Raw genomic sequence first — 24,883 nt, 5'->3', positions numbered from 1 at the left:
TGAATTTGCTTGAGAACATGCGGGCCAGAAAAATCTCGCGCCGCGGTCTCCTCCTCATTGCCAACGCCGAAAAGCTAACCTACCTTCTGAGTTAGGACAAGAGTTAATTTACGAAATAAACTAACTCTCATTGAGGAGGTAGAGTTTGAAAGGCAATGCAAGCACGTCACGCGCCATGAACAGGCGGTTGATTTTGAACTTGCTGCGAAACCGGGGTCCCGTATCTCGCGCCGAGCTGGCATTGATCACTGGTCTCAGTCCGGCGGCCGTAACATTTGTCGTCACCGAATTGATTGAAGACCGGCTCCTTGTAGAGCGGGAGGCCGTCACAAGCTCAAACGGTCGCCGTCCGATCCCCGTAGACATTAACTACGAGGCTCACCTCGCCCTGGGCTTCAAGCTCAATCGAAGCAGCATCGACTGTGTGCTGACTGATCTCGCCACCATCCCACTAGCCACGATGGAAACAGCCGTCGTGGACACCTCCCCCGAGGGAATGATTGAGGCGATCAAGGATGCGATCCCGCGCCTGTTGGCGGAAGCAGGTCGTGAAGAGCGGGATATAATGGGTATAGGCGTGTCGATTCCGGGCGAAGTCGACCCAACGAAAGGGGTGTGCCTGCAAAGTCCACGCTTTGGTTGGTATGACCTTCCCTTCGCCGAGCTCCTGGCCGAACGTGTGCGTGTGCCCGTCTGGATAGACGATGACGTCAACGCTTTCGCTATCGCCCAAAAGCTATTTGGGGCGGGCCGCAACCACCGGAATTTCGCTGCCCTGGCCATCGGCGCTGGGATTGGCTGTTCACTCGTCCTGAATGGGGAAATATACCATGGCAGCAACGGCGCGGCAGGCAAATTGGGCCATATTACAACGATACCGCAAGGTGATCTGTGCGAATGTGGACGCCGCGGATGTCTCATGGCCCATGCTGCGGAACCATACATGATCGCTGAATGGGGACGCAAACGGGGTAAACCGGCTACCCGGACCGATTTCGTGGCCGCCGCCGAGGCGGACGAGGAAACTGCCGTTGCAATTCTACAGGAAGCAGGATCACGTATCGGCAGACACTTGGCCGACTTGGTGAATCTATTCGATCCCGAGATTATTGTCGTGGGAGGAGAAGCTGTTCAATTCGGTGAAGCGCTATTGGGCCCCCTCAAGCGATCGATGAACGAATTCCTATTTTTCTCACGACCGGAACTTCAAACGGATTGGGTTCCGAGCTCCTGGGCAAGAGGAGCTGCAGCGTTGGCTACGCAAAGCATCTTCGACTTCGAGCGATCGCCGAGTGGATGATGACCAGTTCGAACCACAGTCATGATTTCGCCAGATCGGACCAACAACAATCATAGAGGCCTGTCAGATGTACCATGGATGCCGCTTGGGCTCTGGTCGGCGCACGCTTTTCTGTACCTCCCACGAGATCGACAACGGAAAGGAAAGTCCAACAGCCGTCGCAGAAATGCGTCGCTCGCGAATTCGAACAGCGTACAAGCGAGATGGTTGGCTTAATTTCTTTCACGGGTGGGCACGTATCCGCGACTGCCGTCAAGCAATGTTCTTGTATACGAGTGCGCGACCTGCCCTCTGAGAAGCTGCTCACGGGTGGCGATCTCGACGAAGACGCCGTCTTGCATGACCGCGACACGGTTGCAGAGATGCGCTATGACGGCCATGTCGTGACTGACGAGAAGATAGGTCAGTTTCTCTCTTTCACGCAGATCTTTCAGCAGATTGAGGATCTCTGCCTGGATCGACACGTCGAGAGCCGACGTCGGTTCATCGAGAAGCAGGATGCGGGGCCTCAAGATCAATGCACGCGCGATCGCGACTCGCTGGCGCTGTCCGCCCGACAGCTGGTGCGGGAATCGATGGCGAAAGGACGCCGGCAACCCAACGTCGCGTAGGACTGCCTCTACCCTTTCTTGGCGCTGGTCAAGACCGTGAATCTCCAACGGCTCGAGCAGGGTGCGGCCGATCGTGTGGCGTGGATGGAGTGAGCCAAACGGGTCCTGGAACACCATCTGTTGCTTTGCCAGCTGCTGAGGCGAGCGCTTTCGGGAAATAGCCTCTCCATCGACACCGATAGTGCCGCTCCAGTCTTTGATTCTGCCGGCGAGCGCTCCAAGAACAGTCGACTTGCCACAGCCGCTTTCCCCCACGAGGCCGAATGTCTCGCCTGGATCGACATCAAAGGAAACATCCTTGACGACGTGCTTGCGCGCATGACCACTGTCGAACGAAACGGCGAGATTGCTAACGGATATCATCGTCATCTCATACCTCCGCCCAGCTCGCTTCGCGTCGTAAGACCTGAAGCCTGTCCTTCGGGTGATCGAGGCTTGGCAGGCCTTCCAGAAGACCGCGGGTATAGGGGTGCGTTGCATGGTCGAGGCGGCAGGCTTCGAGCGTTTCCACGATGCGTCCCGCATACATAATGATCACGCGATCACAGAAGCTCTTTACCAGATTAAGATCGTGCGAGATGAAGATCAGGCCGATGTCGCGTTCGGCGATCAGGTCATCGAGGATCGAGAGCACCTGCTGGCGAACGGTCACGTCAAGAGCGGATGTCGGTTCATCGGCAATGATGAGAGATGGCGACGAAATCAGCATCATCGAGATCATGATGCGCTGGCCCATTCCGCCCGAAACCTCGTGCGGATAGAGATTGAAGACGCGCTCAGGGTCACGAATATTGACACGCTCGAGCATGGCGAGCGTGCGTTGACGTGCTTCGCGCCGCCCGATGCGCTCGTGCAGAATGACCGTTTCGGCAATCTGTTCGCCAACCGTCATCACCGGGTTGAGCGAATATTTCGGGTCCTGAAGGATCATCGAAATGCGTCGGCCGCGGATCGCGCGCATGTCGGCCTCGCTGGCGCCAAGCAGATCCACCTCCTCAAAACGCATCTCCTCGGCCACGACGCGCGCGTTTGCCGGCTGGAGGCGCATGATGGCGCGCCCGGTGGTACTCTTGCCGGAACCGGATTCACCGATGATGCCGACCTTTTCCCGTCCGACGTCGAACGAGATATCCTTCACGGCCGTCACGGCGCCCGACAAGGTCGGAAACTGGACCGACATATTCTTTACCGAGAGGATCGGCTGAAAAAGGTCAGGCATTTCGGGGATCCATGATGTCGCGCAGTCCGTCGCCAAGCAGGTTGAAGGCGAGACTGACAAGGAGAATTGCAATGCCTGGAACCGTTGTAAGCCACCAGGCATCGAGGAGATATTGCCGACCGGATGCCGCCATGGCGCCCCATTCCGGCATCGGCGGTTGCGCGCCAAGCCCAAGGAATCCCAAGCCCGCCGCCGTCAGGATGACGCTCGACATGTTGAGCGTCAAACGGATGATGATGGACGGCGCGCAAAGCGGCACGATATGGCGAAAGAGGATACGGCCCATGCCTGCACCCTGCAATTCGGCAGCGACCACGAAATCGGCTGAGCGAAACGTTAACGTCTCAGCCCGCGCCAAACGTGCGATTGGCGGCCACACCGTCAGGGCTATGGCAATGACGGCGTTCTCGATACCGGGCCCAAGGGCGGCGGAGAAGGCTAGCGCGAGCACGAGACTTGGAAAGGACAGGAAAATATCGGTGATGCGCATGAGGACGACATCGACCCAGCCGCCGAGGTAGCCGGCCGTTGCACCAATCGCAAAGCCGATCGGAGCGACGATGACGGTGACAAGGATGCTGATATAAAGAGTGGTGCGCGCGCCATAGATCAACCTCGAATAGACGTCGCGGCCAAACTCGTCTGTCCCAAACCAATGCAGCGCCGACGGCGGCCTCAGGGCCATGGTGAGATCCTGCAGAATTGGATCGTGATTTGCCAGCAGCGGCGCAAGGACTGCAATTGCGATCAATGCGGCGACGACCACAAATCCGGCGAAGGCAAGTGGATTGGCGATAAGGCTAAGCCACAGCACATAGGCCTTGTGCAGACGAGCCTGACGCATCGAGGAAAAATCCTCGTTGATCAGCCAATTGTGGAGATCGTTGAAATAGCGTGTCGCCATGATGTCACCGGGTTCTCGGATCGAGGAAGCGATAGGTGAGGTCCGACAGCAGATTGATGGCAATCGAGATGATGCCGATCAGAAGCACGCTGCCGAGGACGGCATTCATGTCCGCAAAGAACAACGCAGAAGTCAGATACTGACCAAGTCCTGGCCAGGCAAAGACTGTCTCGATGAGAACCGTGCCGTCGAGCAGACCGCAGTAGGCAAGGGCGACGATCGTCAAAAGCTGGACCCGGATGTTGCGGAATGCATGACGCCAGATGATGGCGCGTTGCCCGAGGCCCTTGGCCTTCGCGGTTAACACGTACTCCTGCCGCAACTGCTCGAGCATGAAACTGCGGCTCATCCGACTGAGATAAGCCATCGCGGCGTAGCCGAGGATGAGTGCAGGCGCAGCCACATGCAAAAGCGCGTCGCGGAAAACCTCCCATTCGCCGGCAAGCATCGCGTCGACCAGGATCGAGTTCGTCGGCCCTTCCACCAGACCCTCATTGTAGACATCCAGACGACCACTTCCTGGGATGAGGCCGAATTTCGCGTAGAAGACGAGGATGACGATCGTTCCCAACCAGAAGATCGGCGTCGAATGCCCGAGAAGTCCAACGATGCGCGCAACGTGGTCGACCCAGGTGCCCTTCCTGACAGCAGAGATGATGCCGAGAGGAATGCCGAGGCTTGCACCGATGATGGTTGCCAGGGTCGCGAGCTCCAGCGTCGCCGGAAACACGCGGGCAAGGTCGCTGGCGACGGGATTCTTCGTAACATGCGACTGGCCGAAGTCGAGATGAGCGACGTTTCCGAGATAGGTCGCGAACTGCACATAGACGGGCTGGTCAAGGCCCATCTGTTTGTAGACGCGCTCATAGGTTTCGTGGTCGGCCTGATCGCCGATCACGGCAATGACCGGATCGGCGGGCACCATCCGCCCGACAACGAAGGTGATCACCAGGAGCCCTAAAAGCGTGGTCAGGATGACGGCAAAGGACGCCGCCACCTTTTGCAATGCCGCAAGCGCTGCCGTACCGCGGCTCGGCCCGGTTGCGGTTGTCTGTACGATCGTCACGTCATTCTCCTCGAGAGGTCAGGCTATTGATCCTTTGAGACCGTGTCCCAACGTGTCAGCCAGGTTGAATGACCAATGTAGCCCTTGATGTCCTTGCGCACAGCCTTTGCGTCCGTGCGCTGGAACGAGGTGATGAGAGCCGGAGAAGCCTTGAGATAGGCCTGGTTGACCTTCGCATAGAGATCATCGCGCTTCTCCTGGTCCGTCTCGTGCGCTGCCGCCGTCACCATATCCTGGATATCCTTCGGAACGTCCCAGGCGGTGCGCCAGGCGATCAGGCCGCTCAGCTTTGCATCGTCCGCATTGTTGGGATTGGTCGCGTAGGAGGCCAGAACGGCATGCGGATCGGGGAGACGTTCGCCGGTACGGGCAGAAAAGATTTCGAACTCACGGTTACGAAACTTGCCGATATGGTCGCCCCCTTGCAGGTCAAGTTTGATGCCCGCTTTGGCGGCATTGGCCTGAAGGGATTGGGCCACTTCATATTCCGGCGTCACCGGTGTCGCATAATAGACTTTTGAAAATCCATTCGGATAGCCGGCCTCGGCAAGCAGTTGCTTTGCCTTGTCGATATCGAGTTTGTAGGGAGCGGCATCGCTGGCACCCGGCAGGCCAGACGGGACAATCGTCTCTTGCTTGATGCCGTAGTACTTCATGACCGTGTTTGCCAGCCCATCATAGTCAATGAGGTAGCGGAAGGCTTCGCGAACCTTCGGGTTGGCGAGAATCTCGTCCTTCTGGTTAAGCGCCAGATAGTAAAACCCGAATCCCGGCGTCTTCTGGATGTCGGCCTTCCCGCCTGACTGAACGGCAGCGAGATCTGTCGACGAGAGGCGTGTTGCAACATCGACGTCACCCGCATCTAGCTGCAGACGCTGGCCAGACGATTCCGGAATGTGGCGCAGTATGACGCGACGCATCTTGGGCGCGCCGGCCCAATAATCCTTGAAAGCGTCGGCAATCAACAGATCATTGACACGCCACGTCCGCAGCGAATAGGGCCCGGAGCCGGCATCAGCGGTTTGCAGGAATTCCCGACCCATATCGCCATTCTTTTCCTTCCCGGCCAGGAGCTTGCTGTCGAGGATGGAAGTGGAAAAACTCGCTAGCGAATAGAAGATCAGGTTCGGGTTCCACACTTCCGGCGTTTCCAAGACAACCGTGGTGTCATCGCTTGCCTTGATCAGGCTGTCGACATTCTTGTCAGTAAAGCCCCACTGGCGCAGGTCGACGGAAGGCGCAAGCCCGAGCTTGACCAGTCGACGCAACGACCACTCGACATCCTTGGCAGTCAGAGGATTTCCTGAATGAAAGCTCACGCCGGAGCGTATCTTGAAGGTGAAGGTCTTGCCATCGGGCGAAACGGTCCAGCTTTCGGCCAGGCCAGGCATCGGCTTGGTGATGTCATCTGCGGGCAGAGCAATGAGACGCTCGTAGAGATTGGCTACGATCTCTGCCGCCTCGAGTTGATTCAGTTCATTCGGGTCCAATCCACGCATGGACGACATGTTCATCGCAACGACAAGCTGGTCCTTGGGCGTTGCCGCCTGTGCCGAGAGCGGCATCGAAAGCGTTGCGGCGATGAAGGCCGAGGTAATTAGGAAGCTGCGTCTTTGAATGCCCATTCGTTCCTCCCTGGAGCGCTGCAATCGCGTCAAGCGCGCATTTTTCATATCGACATCGATCTGAAATCTGGTATATCAGATCTCACAAAACGATTTTGCCGTCAACGGGGGATTTTCAGGTGATGCAGAAAGAAGCGCTTCCGGCACCGGGTGGGGACCGGATCGAGAAGCTCGACCCCCGCTTCCTGACGACACTGCGCGATCACGTGCATCGCACATTGCGCTCGGCCATTCTTTCCGGACGCTTTGCGGCAAACGAGCGCGTCAACGAACGCCAGCTCGCAGACCAGCTGGGCGTCAGCACCACGCCCATCAAAGAGGCTCTACGCCAGCTCGAAACCGAAGGTCTTGTCGAAACCCTTCCCCGGCGCGGAGTGCTCATCCGGTTCAACTCGGGTTGGGCAGAGGAGATGATCCTTGCCCGCGCAGCTTTGGAGTCGATGATCGCGCATCTGGCCGCGAAGAGGATTTCCAAGAATGAGGCTGACACAATTGAAGCGATCGTGGCGCAGATGAAAACTGCGACCGCAGCGGGATCTCCAGACGAGTTGATTGCGCTCAACGAGACGTTTCACGACCAGATCCATGTGTCGTCGAGGTGTAAGTATCTAGCGCGGATGATCGAACGGCAGCAGTTCTATGACGCAAGCATCCGACGCGTCATTCACTCCGATCCGCAAGAGCGCGACAAGGCCCTGTCAGAACATGCCGCGATCGCTGCAGCCATCATGTCCGGCAACAGCGACAAGGCCGAGCGTGTGATGCGCGACCACGTCGTGCGCTCCGGTGAGACTTACCTCAAAATCGTATTCGAGAAGAACGAGGACATTTGACGTGACCGAGGCAATGAAGAAAATCCGCAAGGCTCTGACGGGCATTTCAGGCGTTCCCGTGACGCCCTATCAGAAGGATGGCAGGATTGACAGCACCAAGTTGTCGGCCCTCATCAGCCGCCTTGCAGGCGCCGGCGTTCACAATCTGATGGCCGCTGGCAATACCGGAGAATTCTTTACGCTGACGCTGGAAGAGATCCGTCATGTTCACGCAACAACGATCACGGCAGCCGACGGGAAATCCCTTGTGAGCGCGGCCGTCGGTCGCTCTCTCAGCGATGCCAAGGCGCTAGCACGCGAGGCGATTGCCGATGGTGCAGACGCCATCATGGGCCATCACCCGATGGACCCATTTGCAGGTCCAAGCTACCAGGCCAAGTATTTCCTGGAGCTTGCGGAAGCCTCGAGTGTCCCCGTCATTGCCTATGTTCGAAGCGATACATTCTCGGTGGCGGACTTCCGAAAGCTTGCCCTTCATCCGAACATTGCCGGCATCAAGTTCGCCTCCGGCAACCTCATGCTTCTCGCCGAGGTAATCCGCGCGACGAAGGATGCATCTGCGATCTGGGTCTGCGGTCTTGCAGAGGGATGGGCACCTGCTTTCTATGCCATGGGCGCGCGGGGCTTTACCTCGGGCCTCGTCAACGTCTTCCCCGAGCGATCGCACGCAATCCATCAAGCGCTGGAAAGGGAGGACTATGCTGGCGCGCGTGCGCTTATCGATGACATTGCCGGATTCGAGGCCATGCGCACGAAGTATCTGAACGGCGCCAACGTAACCGTGGTGAAGGAGGCGCTCGGTATGCTTGGTAACGACGTCGGGCCAGTTCGCATTCCGGGCGTTGAAGCGCTGACGGAAGCAGAACGCGCCGAACTCGAGACTATCGTTGCACGCGTCAGCGAGCTTAGCCGCGCAGCCTGAGGATACAACGACATGCACATCACTGCCCTGAAGACCTACATGCAGAGGGTGGACGATCGCCCGCGCCTGCTGGTCAAGATCGAAACGAGCGAAGGCATTTCCGGTTGGGGAGAAGCCTACAACCATGGACCTGACTGGTCCCTGCCTCCCCTACTCGACTATCTCTTTCACCAGATAGAGGGACAAGACCCGCGGCGCGTTGAGTTCCTGGTGCTCAAGCTCAACCAGCAATGCCGCTTTCCGCCAGGCGCCTTGGGTTTGGCGGCAATTTCGGCGATCGATCATGCATTATGGGATACTGCAGGAAAAGCGGCCGGCCTTCCGGTGTATATGCTGCTCGGCGGAAATGTGCGCGACCGAGTGCGTGTCTATTGCGGCGTCTATACCGCACCCGACCCGGAAGCCGCACGCGACCAAACATTCAAGCTGAATGAGACCTATGGCTATACGGCTTTCAAGCTCAGCCCCTACCGGCGCGATCTGCATGCGGGCCGGTGGGGTGAGCTAGTCAAAGAAACGGGCGACTGGTTCGGCAAAATCCGGGACCTCACGCCGTCGCATTTCGAATTCGCATTCGATGCCCATGCAAAGATCTATGAGCCCTATCAGGCCGCCCAGCTCGCTGCCGCGATCGCGCCGTACGATCCGCTTTTTTACGAGGAGCCGATCCGCCCGGAACACATTCCCGCCTGGGCGGAGCTAAAATCGAAGGTGACGGTGCCGCTTGCAACGGGTGAATCACTTTACTCACGCTTCGAATTTCTGTCGCTGTTGAGCGCGCGCGGCGCCGACATTATCCAGCCCGACATCTGCGTGGTCGGCGGCGTCACCGAAATGCGCCGCATCGCCGCCATTGCGGAGGCACACTATGTGACGGTCGCACCGCACAATCCGATGGGGCCGCTGGCCACTGCGGTCAATATTCATTTCTGTGCGGCGCAGCCGAACTTCAAGATTCTGGAGTTTAAGCCGCATGAATATGCCCCTTGGGCGACCGATCCATATATGCCCGTCGACGGGCATATGGAGCTGAGACCGGACCGACCAGGCTGGGGCATCGAAATTGACGAAAAGGCGCTCATCAAGGAAGACTACGTACATTGGGAGCGCAAGATCACCCGCAAGCCGGACGGCGCGACAGCCTACCCATAAGGCCAGCGCTATTCGGCCACGCACGCCAATGTAAAACACCGCTGTCGCGCGTGTTCTCGTCGTCCGGTCGGCAACCAGCCCAAACGTCGTCTTAGCCCGATCGGGGCGGTCCTCAGTCTCCCGACAGAGTCTTTACGCGTGCGAGATCCGGAAAAAGCCGGATCCAGAGCACAACGACAACAATCGTACCGATGCCGCCGACGATCCCGGTTATCACCGGCCCGAGCAAGGCCGCGACCATGCCGGATTCGAATTCTCCAAGCTGGTTCGAGGTCCCGATGAATAGCGAATTGACGGCGTTGACGCGACCGCGCATCTCATCGGGCGTCAAGAGTTGCACCAGCGAACTGCGCACGACAACGCTAATGGTGTCGGACGCGCCGACGATAAAGAGAGCGCCGATCGAAAGGGCAATGTTCTGTGAGAGCGCAAAGACCATGGTCGCAAGGCCAAAGATTGCCACAGCCCAGAGCATCTTGCGGCCGGCGTCGGTTTTCAACGGATAGCGTGCAAGATAGATCGACATCACGACGGCGCCAATTGCTGGGCTCGCCCGAAGCAGCCCGAGACTCCATGGCCCAGCATGCAAGATGTCGCGAGCAAACATCGGCAGCAGCGCAGTGGCGCCCCCAAGAAGCACAGCAAAGAGATCGAGTGAAATCGTGCCAAGTATGACAGGTTTGCCGCGAATGAATGACACGCCGGCAAATACCGATGCAAGGGTCACTGGCTGGCGAACTGCGGCAGGTCGTTCCGTGCGGATCGAAATTACATTGATGCTGGCTATGAGAAACAGGACGAACGAGAGGACAAACGGTGCCACTTCATCGACACCATAGAGCAGCCCCCCGAACGATGGGCCAATCACAAGGGCGGTCTGCATCATCGAAGTCGTGGTAGCGATCGACTTCTGCAGGAGGCTTGCGGGAACGACAGTGGGAAGCAGAGCTGCCATGGTCGGTCGCTCGAACGCCTGTGCCGCACCGAGAATGGCAACCGCAACGAGGATTCCGCTCGCGCTCAATATGCCTTGCCAGGCAGCCAGTCCCAGAAACAGCGCGGTGACGCCCTCAACCAGTTGACATATGAGACCGATCCGCCTGCGGTCGAAATGGTCCGCCACCTGCCCGACGACGAACGTGAGCATGACCATGGGAAGGAATTGGCAGAGACCAACAAGACCCAGTGCAAATGCGCTATGCGTTTGGTCATAGATCATCCAGCCCATCGCAACGGCGATCGATTGAAATGCTAGCGAGGACAACACGCGGGATGCGGCGAAGTTGAGGTAGCCGGGATGTCGCAGGACGCTTTCCTGCCGGTATTGAACACTATCCATAATGACTTTCATCGGCCTGGTGATGGCCGCGTATATGGCCGGGTCTAAGGCAAATCTGCTCCCCAATAAATGGCCAACCGCGATTTTGTCTCGAGCGGACGCGCGATCCGAGGGGCGCAGGTCAAGTAAACGCCAGAACGCAACCCATCAATCCTTTCAGGCGCCGTGATTGGCACTGCGACGAAGGTGCCAGCCAAAGACCTATAGTCGGTGGATCCTGGCGCCGCTGAGTTGGCGGTCAGCGTGCTGCTTTGAATAAGCTTACGGAGAAGGGCTCGCCACTCAATAGACAGGCGAACCCCTTCAGTGACTTGCCTCGGTATCTCACCGTCATGACAGTTCACCTTCGCCACACATAGGCTCAGCCCAGCAAGGTTTTCTTGAGCCTATGGATATGGCCAGCGCCGATGCCGCAGCAACCGCCGATTATAGTCGCACCTGCTTCGGCCCATGAACAGGCAAAGCGCGAATAAGTATCATCGGTCAGGTCGTTGCGGGTGTCGTGCAGGCCTTCATTGGCGGCTGCTCCGCCTTGCTCCCCTTCAAAGGCATTGGCGTAGACGCCGATTTCGATGTGAGCGTCCATCTTCCGAAACACACGCGCTGTCGTTTCCACCGCTGCCTTCATGACCTCAGGCTTGCTGCAATTGAATAACAGGGCCTCGGCGCCAGACGAAACCGCCCAGAATGCCGCGTCCTCGACCCTTTCGTCGGAGCGAAGCTTCGGTTCGTCGCTCCTGATGTTTGCCTCGTCATCTGCCAGTGTGAACGAAATCCAGAATGGCTTGTCGGTGGTTGCAACGGCCTTGCGGACAGCCTCTCCCTCCGCGATCAGGCTCAACGTCTCGCCGAGCCATATATCGACGAAAGGACTGAGGTTTTCGACAAGCACCTTGAGATAGTCCTGCACGCGTGACGGCTGGAAGTTCTGTGGTTCGTAGGAGCCGAAGATCGGCGGCAGCGAACCGGCGACCAGCACCTTCCGATCGTCGACGGCATCGGCGGCTTCGCGCGCTAGGCGACCAGCGAGGCGTATCAACGCAGCACCCTCCGTGTGGAACCGGTCCTCGCCGATATGAAAGGGCACAAGCGCATAGCTGTTGGTGGTAACGACCTGCGACCCGGCGGCGATGAATTCCTGGTGTACCTTGCGCACGATATCGGGCGCCTCGATCAGCGCCAATGCCGACCATTCCGGCTGTTTCAGTTCGGCGCCAAGTCGCAGGAGCTCGCGGCTCATGCCGCCATCGAGAATTCGCGTTGTGCTCATGAGGAGGTCTCCATTCAGGCGATCGCCGTTATCGGCGGCGAGCTTTTCATAACAAAGTGAGTGAGGTGTGCGTGGTTCGCGTCGGCGCGCAAGGGATCAGGGCCAGTGCCTTTTCGTGTGACCTAACGTCGAACCGGCACCTGCCCTTCGACAACTCGAAAGACGCGGGAGATCAATGCGGTCAGAGCGAGATAGAAGAGGGTGACGACGAGCAACGGTTCGTAGACGAGCAGCGTGTCCTGTCGAACCTTGTTTGCCACGGCGTAGAGATCCATCACCGTAACCGTAAAAGCGAGCGGCGTCGCCTTGAGCTGCATGACGATCTCTCCCGCTATGGTTGGCAGGGCGATCCGGATAGCGCGCGGCAGCCAGATGCGGCGGGTGAGCGTCCAGGGCGACAGGCCAAAGGCTCGGCCGGCTTCGAGCTCGCCTTTGGGAACGGCAAGCAGTGCACCGCGCAACACCTCCGCCTCATAGGCGGCATAGTTCAGCGTAAAACTTACGGCTGCGAAGAAGAAGCCCTCGCGCAAGATTGGCCAGAAAAGGCTTTGGCGGATGCCGGGGACCATGGGCAATAGCGAGCCGATCCCATAGTAGAGGAGCCATAGCTGTATCAGCAACGGCGTGCCGCGGAAAAAGGTGCAGTAGCTGCGGGCGAAGAGCCGCGCAACTCTGCCGCCGCTGACCTGCGCGAAGGCGAGACCTATGGCAATGATGAACCCGAACACCACGGAGATCGCCAGCAACGAAACAGTCTGCCAGGCGCCCGTCAGAAGCAGCGGAAAGTAGGAAGAGATCCAGGTGAAACTCATAGCGCTTTCTTCAGACAAGGCGTGGTTGTCCCTGCCGTACCCGCCCCTCTACCAGTTTAAAGGCGACATTGGAGGCGAGCGTGATGGCGAGGTAAAGAAGGGCTGAGGCAAGGAAAAAGACGAAGTAATGTTTGGTGCTTGCCCCGGCAAGACGGGTGGCGAGCGCCAGTTCCTGGTAGCCGACGACCGCGACCAGCGCACTGTCCTTTGTGATTGACATCCACAAATTGGCAAGACCTGGCAGCGCGTTTGGCAAAAGCGCCGGCAGCAAGACGCGGCGAAACCTCAACACGGGTCCCATGCCGAAGGCCTTGGCAGCCTCGATCTGGCCAGCTGGAATGGCGAGGATCGCGCCGCGCAGCACCTCAGTCATGTAGGCACCCTGCACGAAGCCCAGGACAGCGACGGCTGCGATGAAACCGTTCACAGTGATTGGCGGCAGGTTCAACGCAGCCAGGAGCCGGTTAAGCCCATCCGTGCCCGCATAATAGAGCCCGACGATCAGGATCAGCTCGGGAACAGCGCGGATCACCGTGGTATAGAGATCGAGCAGCAGGCGGAAGATGCGATTGCCCGAGAGCTTTCCAATCGCGCCGCCCGTGCCGAGCAACAGGCCGACGGCGAAGGCGCATGCTGAGATGGCGACCGTGGAGGCGGCACCTGCCAGGAGAACTCCACCCCATCCCGGAGGATAGGGAGATAGCAGGTCCAGAACACTCTGTTGCGTGGTCGCCATCGTTCAGATTGCTTACTTTGCGCCGTAGATGTCGAAATCGAAGTATTTCTTGGTGATGGCGTCATATTTGCCGCTGGCACGGACCGCGGCGATGGCCGCATTCAACTTGGCTTTCAGCTCCGTGTCGTCCTTGCGCAAACCACCTGCAACTCCAGCTCCGAGAACATCCTTGTCGTCGGTGACGTCCCCCATCCTGGCGCAGCAATCCTTGCCCCCGTCGGTTTTAAGGAAAGCGTCAAGCGCCAGGGAATCGCCAAAGACATAGTCGATGCGGCCGGACGCGAGGTCCTGAAAAGCCTCGTCGAGTGTTTGGTAGGTCTTTTCCTCTGCAACCTTGGCAAAGTACTTCTTGTAGTATTCCGATTGGATCGTCGACACCTGAATGCCAATGGTCTTTCCCTGCACGTCATCGGCAGTTACGCCCGGCTTCTGGTCTTTGGGACCGATCAGGCTGCTCGGCGTGTTGTAGTACTTGTCGGTGAAGTCGATCACCTTCGAGCGTTCTGCGGTGTTCGACATCGATGACCAGATCACGTCGAACTTCTTGCTCTCAAGAGCCGGAATAAGACCATCCCATGAAATGTCGACGATCGAGCATTTCTCCTTCATTGCTTCGCAGACAGCGTCCATAAGGTCGATTTCCCATCCCTGCCAATGGCCCGAGGCATCCTTGGCAAAGAAGGGCGGATAGGATTCATTCATGACGCCGAAGCGGACTTCTGCCTGCGCCGTGATGGCGGAAAGCGCAAGCGCTGCGCCGGCGAGAAGCGTGGGGAGCAGTTTCATTCGCAGGATTCTCCTGGTTTGTGTTATCGACGACAGCTCGGTTCGCGCTATTGGGCGCGCAAGCCGGTGAATTCCCGACAGCGGGCGCTAACGGGCGCTCCAAATATTTGCTCCGGCGGGCCTTCCTCCTCGATCCGTCCCTGATGCAGAAAGAGAACACGGTTCGATACATCCCGCGCGAAGCGCATTTCATGCGTGACAATCAGCATTGTTCGGCCTTCTTCTGCGAGATCGCGGATGACTTTAAGGACTTCGCCAACGAGCTCCGGATCAAGTGCCGATGTCGGCTCGTCGAACAGCATGACCGCGGGATCTACGCATAGCGCCCTGGCAATCGCCGCGCGCTGCTGCTGACCGCCGGAGAGGAAAGCGGGGTAGGTGTCGCGCTTTTCAAAGAGCCCAACCTTGTGAAGCAGGGCCTCAGCCTTTTCGATGGCCTCGCGGCGCGAAATGCCCATGACGTGCACCGGCGCCTCGATGACATTTTCCAGGACCGTGCGATGGGCCCATAGGTTGAAACTCTGAAAGACCATCCCCAATCCAGTCCGCAGCCGTTCGATCTGCCGCCAGCTGCGTGGCTGCAGCCGGCCGCCCCGACCCATCTTCAGCGCGATCTCCTCACCGTTCACCGCAATACGGCCACGGTCTGGCGTTTCGAGAAAATTGATACATCTGAGAAACGTGCTCTTGCCGGAGCCCGACGAGCCGATGATCGAAATCACATCCGACTTATGGGCCCGCGCCGAGACACCCTTGAGAACCTCTTGCGAGCCAAAGCTTTTATGAAGATCATCGACGCGAAGAGCGAGAAAGGGTTGATCTGACATGAGGGGTTCCGGCTGCATTGAATTGCGGAGGATAATGATAAAATTGCGCGGCTTTTTCGCGAATTTTTCACCTATTTTGCACAATTTGTGCAAAATAATCTTTCTCGTGCGTCAACTACGGCAGAATACATGATGTCCCGCGGCGAGAATTGGACTGGAAGCAATGGAACAATTGGATCGTTTCGACCGTGACATTCTTGATATCGTTCAGCGCGACTGTCAGCTTAAAGCCGAAACCATTGCCGAACAGGTCGGACTGTCTGTCTCAGCCGTGCAGAGGCGATTGAAGCGCCTGCGCGAAGATGGAATCATCAGAGCTGAGGTTGCCGTGGTCGATCGGAAGGCGACGGGAACATCGATGGTGTTTATCGTCGGGATGGAGATCGAGCGGGACAATTACGATGCGCTGGCGAAGTTCCGTCTTTGGGCAGAGAAGCAGGATCATATTCAGCAGGTCTACTATGTGACCGGAGCCGTGGATTTGATCGCGATCATCACGGCCCGGGACGTCGAACACTACGACGACATCGCCGCCTTGATCATGAAGGAAAATCCCCAGATCCGCCGCATGCACACCAATGTAGTGTTGAGGGATGTTAAACTCGGATTGTTCGTGCCGCTGAACGCCGGCGATCATTCCGATGGGAAGGCATGAGAGAAGGGCAATTCGCGATCGGTCTTCGGCCAATGGCCATCACGCATCAAGCCTTGAGACTGCGCCCTACGTATTGCTGCGGGTTGGTTGATTTTGATTTTCCGACCAGACGTCCTGTTGATTTGAGCGCCACAACAGTGAAAGGCCACAATCGCCACGTGGTCCTGCGACATCGCGGCGGAGCATCAACCGTCAAAAGTCGTCCTGTTCAGATTGACGCTGCTTTCTGAATCAAAAAGATGAACCCGTTGAGGCTGGACAACCAGCGCGAGGGACGAGTGATCTTCGATTGCGACGTGGTCCGACAAATGGGCGATCGTCGCAGTCTCGCTTCCTTCGAGCTTGCCGTAGACATAGGTGTCGGTTCCAATACTCTCGGCGTAGTCGACGTTGAAACGGACCGCAAGCCCGTTTGCCACGCCATCCGTGGCAAGTCGAAAATGGCTCGGCCGCACGCCTAGGATAACGGCTTGTCCAGGCACCGCATTTGCAGCTTCGACAGGCAAATTTACGACCTCGAAGCCCGGCACTTCCACCGCGACGCCACCCGGTCCCGAGCAAAGCAGCGTGCCCTCGAAAAAGTTCATCTGCGGCGAGCCGATGAAGCCCGCAACGAACTTGTTGGCCGGCGCCTCGAATAGTTCCAGTGGGGTGCCGATCTGTTCGACGTGACCGGCATTCAGGACGACGATGCGATCCGCCATCGTCATGGCCTCAATTTGGTCGTGCGTCACATAGACCATCGTCGCGCCCAGCCGCTTGTGCAGGCGGCTGATCTCGCCGCGCGTCTGCACGCGAAGCGCAGCATCTAGATTGGACAACGGTTCATCGAACAAGAACAGTTTGGGATTCCTGACGATCGCGCGGCCGATAGCCACCCGCTGCCGTTGACCGCCCGAGAGCTGCTTAGGGCGTCGATCGAGGAGAGGCTCGATCGCCAGCATCCTTGCCGCTTCCATCACCCGCTGATCGATCTCTGCGCGACTCATCTTGAGGTTCTCGAGCCCGAAGGAAAGGTTCTTCGCAACCGTCATGTGCGGGTACAAGGCATAGGATTGAAACACCATCGCAATCCCGCGATCGCCTGGGGGCGCCATCGTGACGTCGTCGTTGCCAATGATGATCTGACCGGAGCTGGCGCTTTCAAGACCGGCGATAAGCCGAAGCAATGTCGACTTACCGCAACCGGAAGGGCCAACGAGCACAACGAACTCACCCTCGCGTACATCGAGGTCGATACCATGAAGGATGGCATGATGGCCGAAGCTCTTCTTGATGTCGTTCAATTGGAGACCGGCCATGAAACTCTTCCTTCAATGCAACCATCTGGAGGCAGGCATAGGCACGCCGATTTGTCGGATGCCCTCCCTCAAAATTGACCGCAGTTTGCGTGGAACCAATTAGTTCGTCAAGATGACGAACGTAATTTTCTCCGAAAGCTGGTCAGCGCGCTCTCTAAAAGCGCAGGGATATTCTCGTGCAAAATATGCCCGGTTGGTCGCGCTCCAGGCGGAGATTGGCCTGAGGATTAAAGCGGCGGCGGCGGTAGGCGTCGCAGCTCCGGCAGGGTCTGAGGGGAGAAAAGCAGATTGTGAACGTGGTTCAGACCGATGGCAAGCGCTCCCAGGAGGGTCGCACGGCCGCCAAGAACACTGGCTTTGACATCGATGGTGCGACGACTCGCTTTTGCAATACCCTGCCGAACACGCTCGACGATCAGTGGATGGCGGCCAATGCTACCACCCAGAACGACGGCCTTCGGATCCACGATTGCATTGACGGACACAACAAGAAGTGCGGCGATGTCGGACGCTTTGCCAATGACGTCCATCGCGAGCGGATCGGCCTTGTCGGCAAGTGCCAGAATGTCACGTACAGAGGTGTCCTTGGCACCGCCGGAACGAGCATAGAGGTCGCTGATCCCCCGAGCCGCGATCGCGCATTCCAGGGCGCCGCGTTCAAGGCTTTCTTCAGCATAGGGATCTGCGCCAAACGGCATATAGGAGATTTCACCGGCGGCTCCGCTTGCGCCGCGCATCAGCTTGCCATCCTGCAGCACGCCCAGTCCGATACCTGTCCCCAGCGATATGAAAGCGACCGTATCGATCGCTGTCGCGCATCCCTGCCAGGACTCGCCTATCACCGCTGCATTAACATCGTTTTCAAGCACGACGGGACAGCCAAGTCTTTCGCTCAGCGTCCTGCCGATATCGATGCCGCCGATATCGGCTAGGTTCGGCGCCATGGAGAGCGCACCCGTGGCTGGATCAACGACACCGGGTGTCGCTATCGCCGTCACGAGCATAAGCTTCCGGGCGATGCCCATATCCGCAAGCAGTTTCGAGAGCATTGCCTCGGCCTGATCGATCAGGTGATAGCCGCCACGGCAGTCGGACGGAAAGTCGATTTCATGAACAACATTTCCGACAATATTGCCAAGAACGATGCGCGTTGTCGTCGCGCCCATGTCGACACCGACGGCGTAGCCGGCGTCGCCATTGACCTCATAGGTAATGGCAGTGCGGCCGATGCGGCCGCTGGTAACCCCTTTTTCTCGAACCCAGCCACCCTCCTCCAGCGTCCGGATGACCTCGGACATCGTCTGCTTGGAAAGGCCGGTGATCTTGGAAAGTTCCGCGCGCGAAGTGGGGCCGGCGTGAAGCAGAACATCCATGACAGCGCGAACGGAGATCTGCCGCAATACGGGCGGCGCGTTTTCGGTTAATGCCATATTCGAGCTATCTCGCCAGATCCGTCTTCATCGTTGCACTGGTGCTTGCTTTTTCCATGAAAGCCCGCGGATTTCAAACTGCTTGTTGACAGTTCAGGGGCGCGGCAATAATAAATTCGTCAACCTGCCGAACAAATATCGCAAAGGACTAGGTTTGTCAAATATTTCAACCATTGCGTACGGCTTGCGACAGGCAGATCGCAGCCATCGGGCAGACGGGGCAAGTGCGGTTCAGGGTGTCGTTGCCGGCGTGGACCTGGGTGGCACGAAAGTCCTTGCGGGCCTTGCCGATCTTCAGGGGCGGATTCTGGCAACGGTCGAAGAGCCGACCGAGCACGGTGCCGATGCCCCTGTCCTCGCGCAGATTCCGCGCATGGTTTTATCCCTACTGCAGCGCCATCGCGATCAGGGCCCTTTGCGCAAGACAGTTGTCGGCATACCGAGCGCGGTCTCGCCGTCGACGGGGCTTGCTTCGCTTTCACCGCACCTGGCTATTCCCGCCGATCGCCCCCTCGCCCGACTTCTCGCGCGGAACCTGCCCTGTCCTGTCGTGGTGGAAAACGACGTGAATCTTGCGGCTTTTGCGGAGGCCACTCTTGGCAAGGGGCGCAACCGCGATTCCCTCGCATTCATCGCTTTCGGAACCGGTGTCGGCATGGGGCTTGTCGTTGGTGGAGCGCTTTTCCGCGGTTGTCACGGGCGGGCGGGCGAACTTGGCTTGTTGCCGCTAGGCGCCGATCCGCATCAAGCTGCGCCGCAGGCCCGGGCCGGTCTGTTTGAGGACCAGGTCGATTCGCCTGCGGTGCGCGGTTTGTATCGCGATGGGACCGTGCCAGTCAGTGAGATTTTCGCCCGCGCGGCGGTGGGAGAACCGGATGCTGCCGCTGTCATCGAGACGCTCGCAAAATCGGCTTCGCTTGGCATAGCCTCGGTGCAGGCTCTCTTTGATCCCGCCCTTATCGTACTGGGTGGCGGCATCGGCTCACGTACGGAATTTGTCGAGGCCGTGACACGGCATATGTCTGCATTGCTGCCGTTTGCCGCGCAGATAGAGGCCACCGGAATCGGACCGGAAGCCGGTATGCTCGGGGCTCTCATGCTCGGCCTGAGCAACCTTGCAAGTCTCGAGAATAGTGGACAACAGGAGGTCGCTCGATGACAGCACCGCAAGCGAAACCCCAAGTTCTGACACCCCTCACCGACGGACAACTTCGGACCGTGGAGCCCGTCCTCGTGCCCTTCATGGCTCCGCGCCTGCAAGGCGATTGCCGACCTGAAGGCAAGATCGAGCTTTCTCTGTGGGGCTCCGGCAGGCTGGCAAATCTCACCTTTACCGGCTGGAACGCACCCTTCACCTATGCTCCGAACCGTGTGGAGACGGACGGCGGAGGGCTCTATGTGGCGCAATCGGCGCCTGCACTCTTCTTGAAAGGTGCGACGCTACGGACCCTGATCCCTGCCCGGCGCTGCGCCTGGTGGGGCAGCCTGGCAAAGCGAGAACGGGTCGAACGGCTGCGCGATCGCAGGATTGCCCGTACCGGCTGGGGCGTCGTGATCGCGGAACAAAGACCCGACGGGATATTCGTGACCGCTGGCGCGACACTCGATGAAGCTCAGAGGGCGTTTGATCTGGACCAGGCAACGCTGATCGCCGAGGCGAATGCCTATGTGACCCGTTGCGATGCGATGCCAGAGGCTGCCCCGCTGATGCGCAGCATGATCTCGCAGAGCCTGCATGCGGCCCTTTCCAGCATCCGGCAGGATGAGCACGGCAACTTTGCCGGCCTTGCGGCAGGTCAGGCCTATAGCGCGCCAGCACGAACCTATTATCGTGATGGCTATTGGACGCTTCAGGCGCTGCTTGAGCGTGAACCAGAAGCAGTACGGGCTCAGATCGATCTTCTCGCGCGTGGTATCCAGCCGAACGGAGAGGCTCCGAGCGGCGTCATTCTGACAGGGCCGGCCCAAGCCGAGGAATGGGAAAAGGTGCGGCAGTCGGATCCGCGGATCAAAGAGGAGCACCTGCGATCCGGCGACTGGTGGAGTGATCACTTCGATAGCCCGCTGTTCTTTATTCTGACGATCGGCGACTATATCCGCGCAACCGGCGACAGTTCTCCGCTGTCTCTTCACTGGAGCAAGGTGCTAACGATCTTCAACCGCTATTGCGGGTTCGACGAGACTGGAAACGGCTTGCCAGTAAAGCCGCGCCACGACCGTGATTGGGCCGACAACGTCTACCGCCATGGATACGTTGCCTATGATCTCGGCCTGTGGATTGGAGCGCTCGACGTCATTGCGCAGCATGGCGGCTTGGTTGACCCGTCGGTCGCCTTCGACGCGGCCGCCGTGGCGAAAAAAGCGCGCGCTTCGCTGGACGAGGCGCTGTTGCAACCGAGCGGCACCTACGCAGACTACGGAACGAAGACGGATTTCGTCGAAGATCACCTGACGCTGGATAGCCTTACGCTCCTTCGTTTCGATGCAGTATCGCCGGAGAGGGCGAAAGCCGTGCTCACCCGGGTGCAGGAGACCCTGGAAAGCCGCAACAACAGCGAGCAGCCCTATGGCGATTGGGGCGTGCTTTGCGCCTTCCCACCGTTCAAGCGCCCAAAGGACACGCGCGAAAAATCTTATTTTGCGTACCGCTACCATAATGGTTCGGACTGGCCGTACCTCTCGGGTCTCTACGCGGAGCAGCGCCTCGCCTATGGGCTGGGCGAGGCGGACTACCCGCTCTTGCGCTGGTGGAAGACCTGCCTCGAGAATGGCTGGATGGGAGCGGTTGAATACTTCTCGCCACCTTGGGGACGCGGTTCGCTGTTACAGGGTTGGAGCAGCATGCCGGCCGCCGCCGCTCTTGCCTATAAGGACAAGCTGCCGGCGACGATCCGCTGAGTTTTCCCCGACTGGCCGCCATCAGGCGGCCTCTTTTTTGCCACCTGCCGAATCATCGACGCAAAAAAGCCGCCCCGAAGGCGGCTCTTGAGTTCAACGCAGGCCCTGCCCTATTCCTTCGTCGCGCCCGCCATCAAACCGCTCATCAGCATCCGTTGCAGGGCGGTGAACATTACAAGGACGGGCAACACAGAAAGCACGGACATGGACAATAGCCGTGGCCAGTTGATGCCAAAACGCCCGACCGTATTTGCAAGCGCAACCTGGACGGTCCATTTGTCCTGATCGCTGATGATCAGGAATGGCCAGAGATAATCATTCCAGCGCCATACGAGATTGAAGGCGAGCAGCGTGCCGATCGCAGGTATGGCAAGCGGCACGATGATCCGCCAGAGAATGCGCCACTCCGGCGTCCCGTCGAGGCGTGCTGCCTCGAGAAGGCTGTCGGGAATGTTGGTGATGTACTGCCGCATCAGGAAGACCCCGGTGGGCGTCGCTGCCGGCGCGATGATGATACCTGCAAGTGTATCAAGAAGGTTGAGATCGCGCAGTACCAGAAAGACGGGGATCATGACGATCTGCAGCGGCACCATCAGCGACGACATGATGAGCAGGAAGAAGAGCGTATCGCCCTTGAACCTGAATTTCGCCAGCGCATAACCGGCCATGACGCTGATGGTGACGGAAAGGAGCGCCGAGAGCACGGATACGACGGCCGAGTTACGGAAGAAAATCAGGAACTTCGCGCGTGACACGGTATCAATGAAGTTCTGAAGCGTCGGCTGAGCCGGGAAAATGGTCGGCGGCCACTGGAAAATCTCCTGTTGCGACTTCAGCGACGAAAGGAAGAGCCAGACCGGCGGCATCAAAAAGACAAACAGGGTGAGGGCAACGAAGGCCAGTCGCCAGGGAGAGTAGATCCGCGTCATTTTTCACCCCGCGATACACGCAGCTGGAAGACGGTCAGAAGCAGGAGAATGATGAACAGAACCATCGATTGCGCGGCGGCGACGCCTGCCTGCATCGGCTTTTGAAAGGCGGTGTCATAAATCGTCTGAATGAGATAGACCGTCGCCTTGCCCGGGCCACCTCCAGTCAGCGATACGACCAGCTCGTAGACTTTGAAGGCCTCAATCGAAGACAACACCAAAACGACTGCCAGCGTTGGCTTGAGAAGCGGAAGCGTAATGTGTGTGAACTGCCGCCACTTGCTGGTGCCGTCGATTGACGCGGCCTCGTAATAGTCGCTGGAAATTGCGGTTAGACCGGCGATAAAGATCATCATGTTGAAGCCGGCTTGCGCCCACACCCAGGCTATGACCATCGCCACTTGTGCCATCGTGTCCTGCTCCAGCCAGGGGATCGGGGCGATGCCAGCCAGTGAAAGCAGGTAGTTGACCAAGCCGTTGTTGAGACCGAAGAGCCACCGCCAGGCAACGCCGATGATCAGCAGACTGATCATGGAAGGAAAGAAGACGACCGTGCGGACGAGGGCGAACAGCTTGGTCTGCGGTGCCAGAAGAAGTGCCAGCGACAGCGAGACAACGATGTTAAGCGGAACGGCGATGACGACGAAGAGGACGGTCTTAAGAAGCGAATTCTGGAGATCGCCGTTACTGAGAAGCCCGATGAAGTTTTCAAACCCCACATATTGCGGCAGGGTATTCGGCACCTGTGGAACGACGACCACTCCGCGCTTGAAAAAGGCCATGAGCAGGCCTTGGACCAACGGATAGAGCGTGAATGTGATGAGGAGAACCATCGTCGGCAGCATGAGCAAATATGGCCAACCGAGGCTCCCCAGACCGACTCGACGGCCTTTCGGCACTGGGTGAGGACCCAATGCCGAACTGCCTTCTTCTATCATGACCGCAGTCACTTGCTGGCCTCAAGTGAGGCGTCGGCCGCCTTCTTGATCTGTGAAATGGCCTCTGCGGAGGAGATCTGTCCGGCGACGGCCTGAGTGACAGCCGTCTTTACGGTGCCCCAGACGGCTTGCATCTGCGGCCAGGCCTGGTCGGTTGCCGCATAAGCCGGGCTGGCGTTCAGTTCGTTCTGCATCGCCTTGATCGCTTCGGTCGCTGCCGGATTGTCATACTTGACAGCCGGCGCTTTCAGACTTGCTGGAATCGTGCCGAAGGTCTTGGCGTACTGCGCCTGGATTTCCGGTGAGGTGATCCACTTTATGAATTCGACCGCTTCCGGAAGATGCTGACTAGTATTGAAGGCGACGAGATAGTCACCGCCATAGATCGACGACGCCACGGTGCCGCGCGGTGTCGGTCCGGCTTGCCATGCAAAATGTGCATTGTCCGCCAATCCGGCGATCTGCCAGCTTCCCGACATATAGGCTACAGCCTGACCGGCGGTGAAAAGTTCCTTCGGGTTGTCCGAGCTTGCACCGGACCACAGGCCGGGCGGCATGGCAGCCTTGGTGATGTCGATGAACTTGTCGAGCGTGGTCGTCCACGCTGCCTCGTCCATGACGACCTTCACCGGTTCTTTCTCGGTATAGATATGGTTGCCGTATTGATACTCGTGGACGATCCAGCGGCTTGCCGAAACGTCCCAGACCAGCGGATAGCGCGTGCCGGACTTTTCGGCGACTTCCTTGATCTTCGGAATAAATTCATCCCAGGTCCAGCCGGTCGCCTGATCTGGGATCGCAACGCCCGCCTTCTTGAAAGCGTCGACGTTCAAGAAGACGCCGGTCGAGGTCACTCGGAGCGGTGCGGCGATCACCTTGTCGCCGAGTTTGGCACCATCGCCCCAACCCTTGACAAAGTCATTGATCCATTCGGGCCCGATCTCTTTGTTGAGATCGACGAGGAAGGGACGAATGACTGGCTCCATGGAAGACGTGAGTGACAAATCCGGCATGATGCCGGAGGCCGCGTACTGCTGGAATTTTTGGATCATCCCATCATAAGGAGTGATCTCAAGGTCGAAGGTCGTGTCGGGGTGCAGTTTCGTGTACTGGTCGAGCAGGGCGCGCGTGTTCGCCTCTTCCTGATCGTTGTCGACGTACCAGACGATCTTTAGCTCGGATGCTGCTGCAAGCGAAATCGTCATCGCCATGGCAGTTGCTGCCATCATCAATGTCTTGAGCGGTTTCATAGGGTTCCCCTTTTTGGCTCCTCATTTTTAGAACTCTGCCAACAATCGGCCTACCGTTTCGCTCCCTTGAAGCCGATTGT

At 58.4% G+C, this 24,883-nt stretch carries 23 protein-coding genes; 7 read left to right on the top strand and 16 right to left on the bottom strand.

The window, feature by feature from the left end; translation table 11 throughout:
- Positions 1-145: 145 nt before the first annotated feature.
- Positions 146-1,300 carry an ROK family transcriptional regulator gene (locus BSG20_RS19275; protein WP_083539934.1) on the top strand — a complete coding sequence of 385 codons (1,155 nt, stop codon included), beginning with the start codon at positions 146-148 and terminating at the stop codon, positions 1,298-1,300.
- 212 nt (positions 1,301-1,512) lie between these two features.
- Here the strand turns inward: BSG20_RS19275 and BSG20_RS19270 are convergent, their stop codons facing one another.
- Genes BSG20_RS19270 through BSG20_RS19250 form a run of 5 tightly spaced genes read right to left on the bottom strand, consistent with a single transcriptional unit; the run spans position 1,513 to position 6,725 of the window.
- Complete coding sequence (locus BSG20_RS19270) at positions 1,513-2,280, bottom strand: ABC transporter ATP-binding protein (protein ID WP_072377203.1); 768 nt, start codon at positions 2,278-2,280, stop codon at positions 1,513-1,515.
- A gap of 1 nt (position 2,281) precedes the next feature.
- Positions 2,282-3,130 (bottom strand): ABC transporter ATP-binding protein, encoded by an 849-nt coding sequence (locus tag BSG20_RS19265; protein WP_072377201.1) that lies wholly within the window; start codon positions 3,128-3,130, stop codon positions 2,282-2,284.
- On the bottom strand, positions 3,123-4,034 hold the full coding sequence (locus BSG20_RS19260; RefSeq protein ID WP_072377199.1) for an ABC transporter permease: 912 nt from the start codon (positions 4,032-4,034) through the stop codon (positions 3,123-3,125). The genes BSG20_RS19265 and BSG20_RS19260 overlap by 8 nt, the downstream gene beginning before the upstream one ends.
- 4 nt (positions 4,035-4,038) lie before the next feature.
- Complete coding sequence (locus tag BSG20_RS19255) at positions 4,039-5,100, bottom strand: ABC transporter permease (RefSeq protein ID WP_072377197.1); 1,062 nt, start codon at positions 5,098-5,100, stop codon at positions 4,039-4,041.
- A gap of 23 nt (positions 5,101-5,123) precedes the next feature.
- Complete coding sequence (locus tag BSG20_RS19250) at positions 5,124-6,725, bottom strand: ABC transporter substrate-binding protein (RefSeq protein WP_072377195.1); 1,602 nt, start codon at positions 6,723-6,725, stop codon at positions 5,124-5,126.
- Positions 6,726-6,847: 122 nt separating this feature from the next.
- Here BSG20_RS19250 and BSG20_RS19245 point away from each other — a divergent pair, with 122 nt between their 5' ends.
- From BSG20_RS19245 to BSG20_RS19235, 3 genes are read left to right on the top strand one after another with little or no spacing between them, the layout of a single operon-like run.
- Positions 6,848-7,558, top strand: coding sequence for a GntR family transcriptional regulator (locus BSG20_RS19245; RefSeq protein WP_072377193.1), 711 nt, complete (start codon positions 6,848-6,850; stop codon positions 7,556-7,558).
- 13 nt (positions 7,559-7,571) lie between these two features.
- Entirely contained in the window at positions 7,572-8,480 is a 909-nt protein-coding gene (locus BSG20_RS19240; protein ID WP_072377292.1) for a dihydrodipicolinate synthase family protein, read from the top strand.
- Positions 8,481-8,492: 12 nt separating this feature from the next.
- Complete coding sequence (locus BSG20_RS19235; protein ID WP_072377191.1) at positions 8,493-9,632, top strand: mandelate racemase/muconate lactonizing enzyme family protein; 1,140 nt, start codon at positions 8,493-8,495, stop codon at positions 9,630-9,632.
- Positions 9,633-9,744: 112 nt separating this feature from the next.
- On the opposite strand, the gene BSG20_RS19230 is transcribed toward BSG20_RS19235, so the two are convergent.
- The 6 genes from BSG20_RS19230 to BSG20_RS19205 form a co-directional block, all read right to left on the bottom strand.
- A complete protein-coding gene (locus BSG20_RS19230) occupies positions 9,745-10,971 on the bottom strand; it encodes an MFS transporter (RefSeq protein WP_072377189.1) in 1,227 nt (408 codons plus the stop codon).
- 361 nt (positions 10,972-11,332) lie between these two features.
- A complete protein-coding gene (locus BSG20_RS19225) occupies positions 11,333-12,241 on the bottom strand; it encodes a homocysteine S-methyltransferase family protein (RefSeq protein WP_072377188.1) in 909 nt (302 codons plus the stop codon).
- A gap of 122 nt (positions 12,242-12,363) precedes the next feature.
- Complete coding sequence (locus tag BSG20_RS19220) at positions 12,364-13,053, bottom strand: ABC transporter permease (protein WP_072377186.1); 690 nt, start codon at positions 13,051-13,053, stop codon at positions 12,364-12,366.
- Positions 13,054-13,063: 10 nt separating this feature from the next.
- Positions 13,064-13,789, bottom strand: a complete 726-nt coding sequence (locus tag BSG20_RS19215; RefSeq protein ID WP_072377184.1) for an ABC transporter permease — start codon at positions 13,787-13,789, stop codon at positions 13,064-13,066.
- Positions 13,790-13,801: 12 nt separating this feature from the next.
- Positions 13,802-14,575, bottom strand: coding sequence for a transporter substrate-binding domain-containing protein (locus BSG20_RS19210; protein ID WP_072377182.1), 774 nt, complete (start codon positions 14,573-14,575; stop codon positions 13,802-13,804).
- Between the two features lie 47 nt (positions 14,576-14,622).
- Positions 14,623-15,402 (bottom strand): ABC transporter ATP-binding protein, encoded by a 780-nt coding sequence (locus BSG20_RS19205; protein ID WP_072377290.1) that lies wholly within the window; start codon positions 15,400-15,402, stop codon positions 14,623-14,625.
- A gap of 163 nt (positions 15,403-15,565) precedes the next feature.
- Between BSG20_RS19205 and BSG20_RS19200 the strand changes: the two genes are divergently transcribed.
- On the top strand, positions 15,566-16,057 hold the full coding sequence (locus tag BSG20_RS19200; RefSeq protein ID WP_072377180.1) for an Lrp/AsnC family transcriptional regulator: 492 nt from the start codon (positions 15,566-15,568) through the stop codon (positions 16,055-16,057).
- A 185-nt stretch (positions 16,058-16,242) separates the two neighbouring features.
- Here the strand turns inward: BSG20_RS19200 and BSG20_RS19195 are convergent, their stop codons facing one another.
- Positions 16,243-17,358, bottom strand: coding sequence for an ABC transporter ATP-binding protein (locus BSG20_RS19195; protein WP_072377178.1), 1,116 nt, complete (start codon positions 17,356-17,358; stop codon positions 16,243-16,245).
- Positions 17,359-17,585: 227 nt separating this feature from the next.
- On the bottom strand, positions 17,586-18,788 hold the full coding sequence (locus tag BSG20_RS19190) for an ROK family transcriptional regulator (RefSeq protein WP_072377176.1): 1,203 nt from the start codon (positions 18,786-18,788) through the stop codon (positions 17,586-17,588).
- A gap of 154 nt (positions 18,789-18,942) precedes the next feature.
- Between BSG20_RS19190 and BSG20_RS19185 the strand changes: the two genes are divergently transcribed.
- Entirely contained in the window at positions 18,943-19,947 is a 1,005-nt protein-coding gene (locus BSG20_RS19185) for an ROK family protein (protein WP_177309858.1), read from the top strand.
- Positions 19,944-21,686, top strand: coding sequence for a GH116 family glycosyl hydrolase (locus BSG20_RS19180; RefSeq protein WP_072377174.1), 1,743 nt, complete (start codon positions 19,944-19,946; stop codon positions 21,684-21,686). The genes BSG20_RS19185 and BSG20_RS19180 overlap by 4 nt, the downstream gene beginning before the upstream one ends.
- Before the next feature lie 110 nt (positions 21,687-21,796).
- Here BSG20_RS19180 and BSG20_RS19175 read toward each other — a convergent pair whose 3' ends face one another.
- The 3 genes from BSG20_RS19175 to BSG20_RS19165 form a co-directional block, all read right to left on the bottom strand.
- Positions 21,797-22,615: a carbohydrate ABC transporter permease gene (locus BSG20_RS19175; protein ID WP_072377172.1), complete on the bottom strand. Its 819-nt coding sequence runs from the start codon at positions 22,613-22,615 to the stop codon at positions 21,797-21,799.
- Positions 22,612-23,460 (bottom strand): carbohydrate ABC transporter permease, encoded by an 849-nt coding sequence (locus BSG20_RS19170; RefSeq protein WP_244541348.1) that lies wholly within the window; start codon positions 23,458-23,460, stop codon positions 22,612-22,614. The genes BSG20_RS19175 and BSG20_RS19170 overlap by 4 nt, the downstream gene beginning before the upstream one ends.
- A 101-nt stretch (positions 23,461-23,561) precedes the next feature.
- Positions 23,562-24,803, bottom strand: coding sequence for an ABC transporter substrate-binding protein (locus tag BSG20_RS19165; RefSeq protein ID WP_072377168.1), 1,242 nt, complete (start codon positions 24,801-24,803; stop codon positions 23,562-23,564).
- Between the last annotated feature and the right edge of the window lie 80 nt (positions 24,804-24,883).

Source organism: Rhizobium tibeticum, from assembly GCF_900110205.1.
Taxonomy (GTDB): domain Bacteria; phylum Pseudomonadota; class Alphaproteobacteria; order Rhizobiales; family Rhizobiaceae; genus Rhizobium; species Rhizobium tibeticum.
Note: the sequence above shows the minus strand (reverse complement) of the source record. Positions and strands in the feature narration are given on the sequence as shown.

Bases quoted from the DNA above. Each gene is read 5' to 3' on its own strand.
- BSG20_RS19270 (WP_072377203.1), bottom strand. From the start codon at position 2,280: ATGACGATGATATCCGTTAGCAATCTCGCCGTTTCGTTCGACAGTGGT.
- BSG20_RS19265 (WP_072377201.1), bottom strand. From the start codon at position 3,130: ATGCCTGACCTTTTTCAGCCGATCCTCTCGGTAAAGAATATGTCGGTC.
- BSG20_RS19260 (WP_072377199.1), bottom strand. From the start codon at position 4,034: ATGGCGACACGCTATTTCAACGATCTCCACAATTGGCTGATCAACGAG.
- BSG20_RS19250 (WP_072377195.1), bottom strand. From the start codon at position 6,725: ATGGGCATTCAAAGACGCAGCTTCCTAATTACCTCGGCCTTCATCGCC.
- BSG20_RS19245 (WP_072377193.1), top strand. From the start codon at position 6,848: ATGCAGAAAGAAGCGCTTCCGGCACCGGGTGGGGACCGGATCGAGAAG.
- BSG20_RS19240 (WP_072377292.1), top strand. From the start codon at position 7,572: ATGAAGAAAATCCGCAAGGCTCTGACGGGCATTTCAGGCGTTCCCGTG.
- BSG20_RS19235 (WP_072377191.1), top strand. From the start codon at position 8,493: ATGCACATCACTGCCCTGAAGACCTACATGCAGAGGGTGGACGATCGC.
- BSG20_RS19230 (WP_072377189.1), bottom strand. From the start codon at position 10,971: ATGGATAGTGTTCAATACCGGCAGGAAAGCGTCCTGCGACATCCCGGC.
- BSG20_RS19225 (WP_072377188.1), bottom strand. From the start codon at position 12,241: ATGAGCACAACGCGAATTCTCGATGGCGGCATGAGCCGCGAGCTCCTG.
- BSG20_RS19220 (WP_072377186.1), bottom strand. From the start codon at position 13,053: ATGAGTTTCACCTGGATCTCTTCCTACTTTCCGCTGCTTCTGACGGGC.
- BSG20_RS19215 (WP_072377184.1), bottom strand. From the start codon at position 13,789: ATGGCGACCACGCAACAGAGTGTTCTGGACCTGCTATCTCCCTATCCT.
- BSG20_RS19210 (WP_072377182.1), bottom strand. From the start codon at position 14,575: ATGAAACTGCTCCCCACGCTTCTCGCCGGCGCAGCGCTTGCGCTTTCC.
- BSG20_RS19205 (WP_072377290.1), bottom strand. From the start codon at position 15,402: ATGTCAGATCAACCCTTTCTCGCTCTTCGCGTCGATGATCTTCATAAA.
- BSG20_RS19200 (WP_072377180.1), top strand. From the start codon at position 15,566: ATGGAACAATTGGATCGTTTCGACCGTGACATTCTTGATATCGTTCAG.
- BSG20_RS19195 (WP_072377178.1), bottom strand. From the start codon at position 17,358: ATGGCCGGTCTCCAATTGAACGACATCAAGAAGAGCTTCGGCCATCAT.
- BSG20_RS19190 (WP_072377176.1), bottom strand. From the start codon at position 18,788: ATGGCATTAACCGAAAACGCGCCGCCCGTATTGCGGCAGATCTCCGTT.
- BSG20_RS19180 (WP_072377174.1), top strand. From the start codon at position 19,944: ATGACAGCACCGCAAGCGAAACCCCAAGTTCTGACACCCCTCACCGAC.
- BSG20_RS19175 (WP_072377172.1), bottom strand. From the start codon at position 22,615: ATGACGCGGATCTACTCTCCCTGGCGACTGGCCTTCGTTGCCCTCACC.
- BSG20_RS19170 (WP_244541348.1), bottom strand. From the start codon at position 23,460: ATGCTGCCGACGATGGTTCTCCTCATCACATTCACGCTCTATCCGTTG.
- BSG20_RS19165 (WP_072377168.1), bottom strand. From the start codon at position 24,803: ATGAAACCGCTCAAGACATTGATGATGGCAGCAACTGCCATGGCGATG.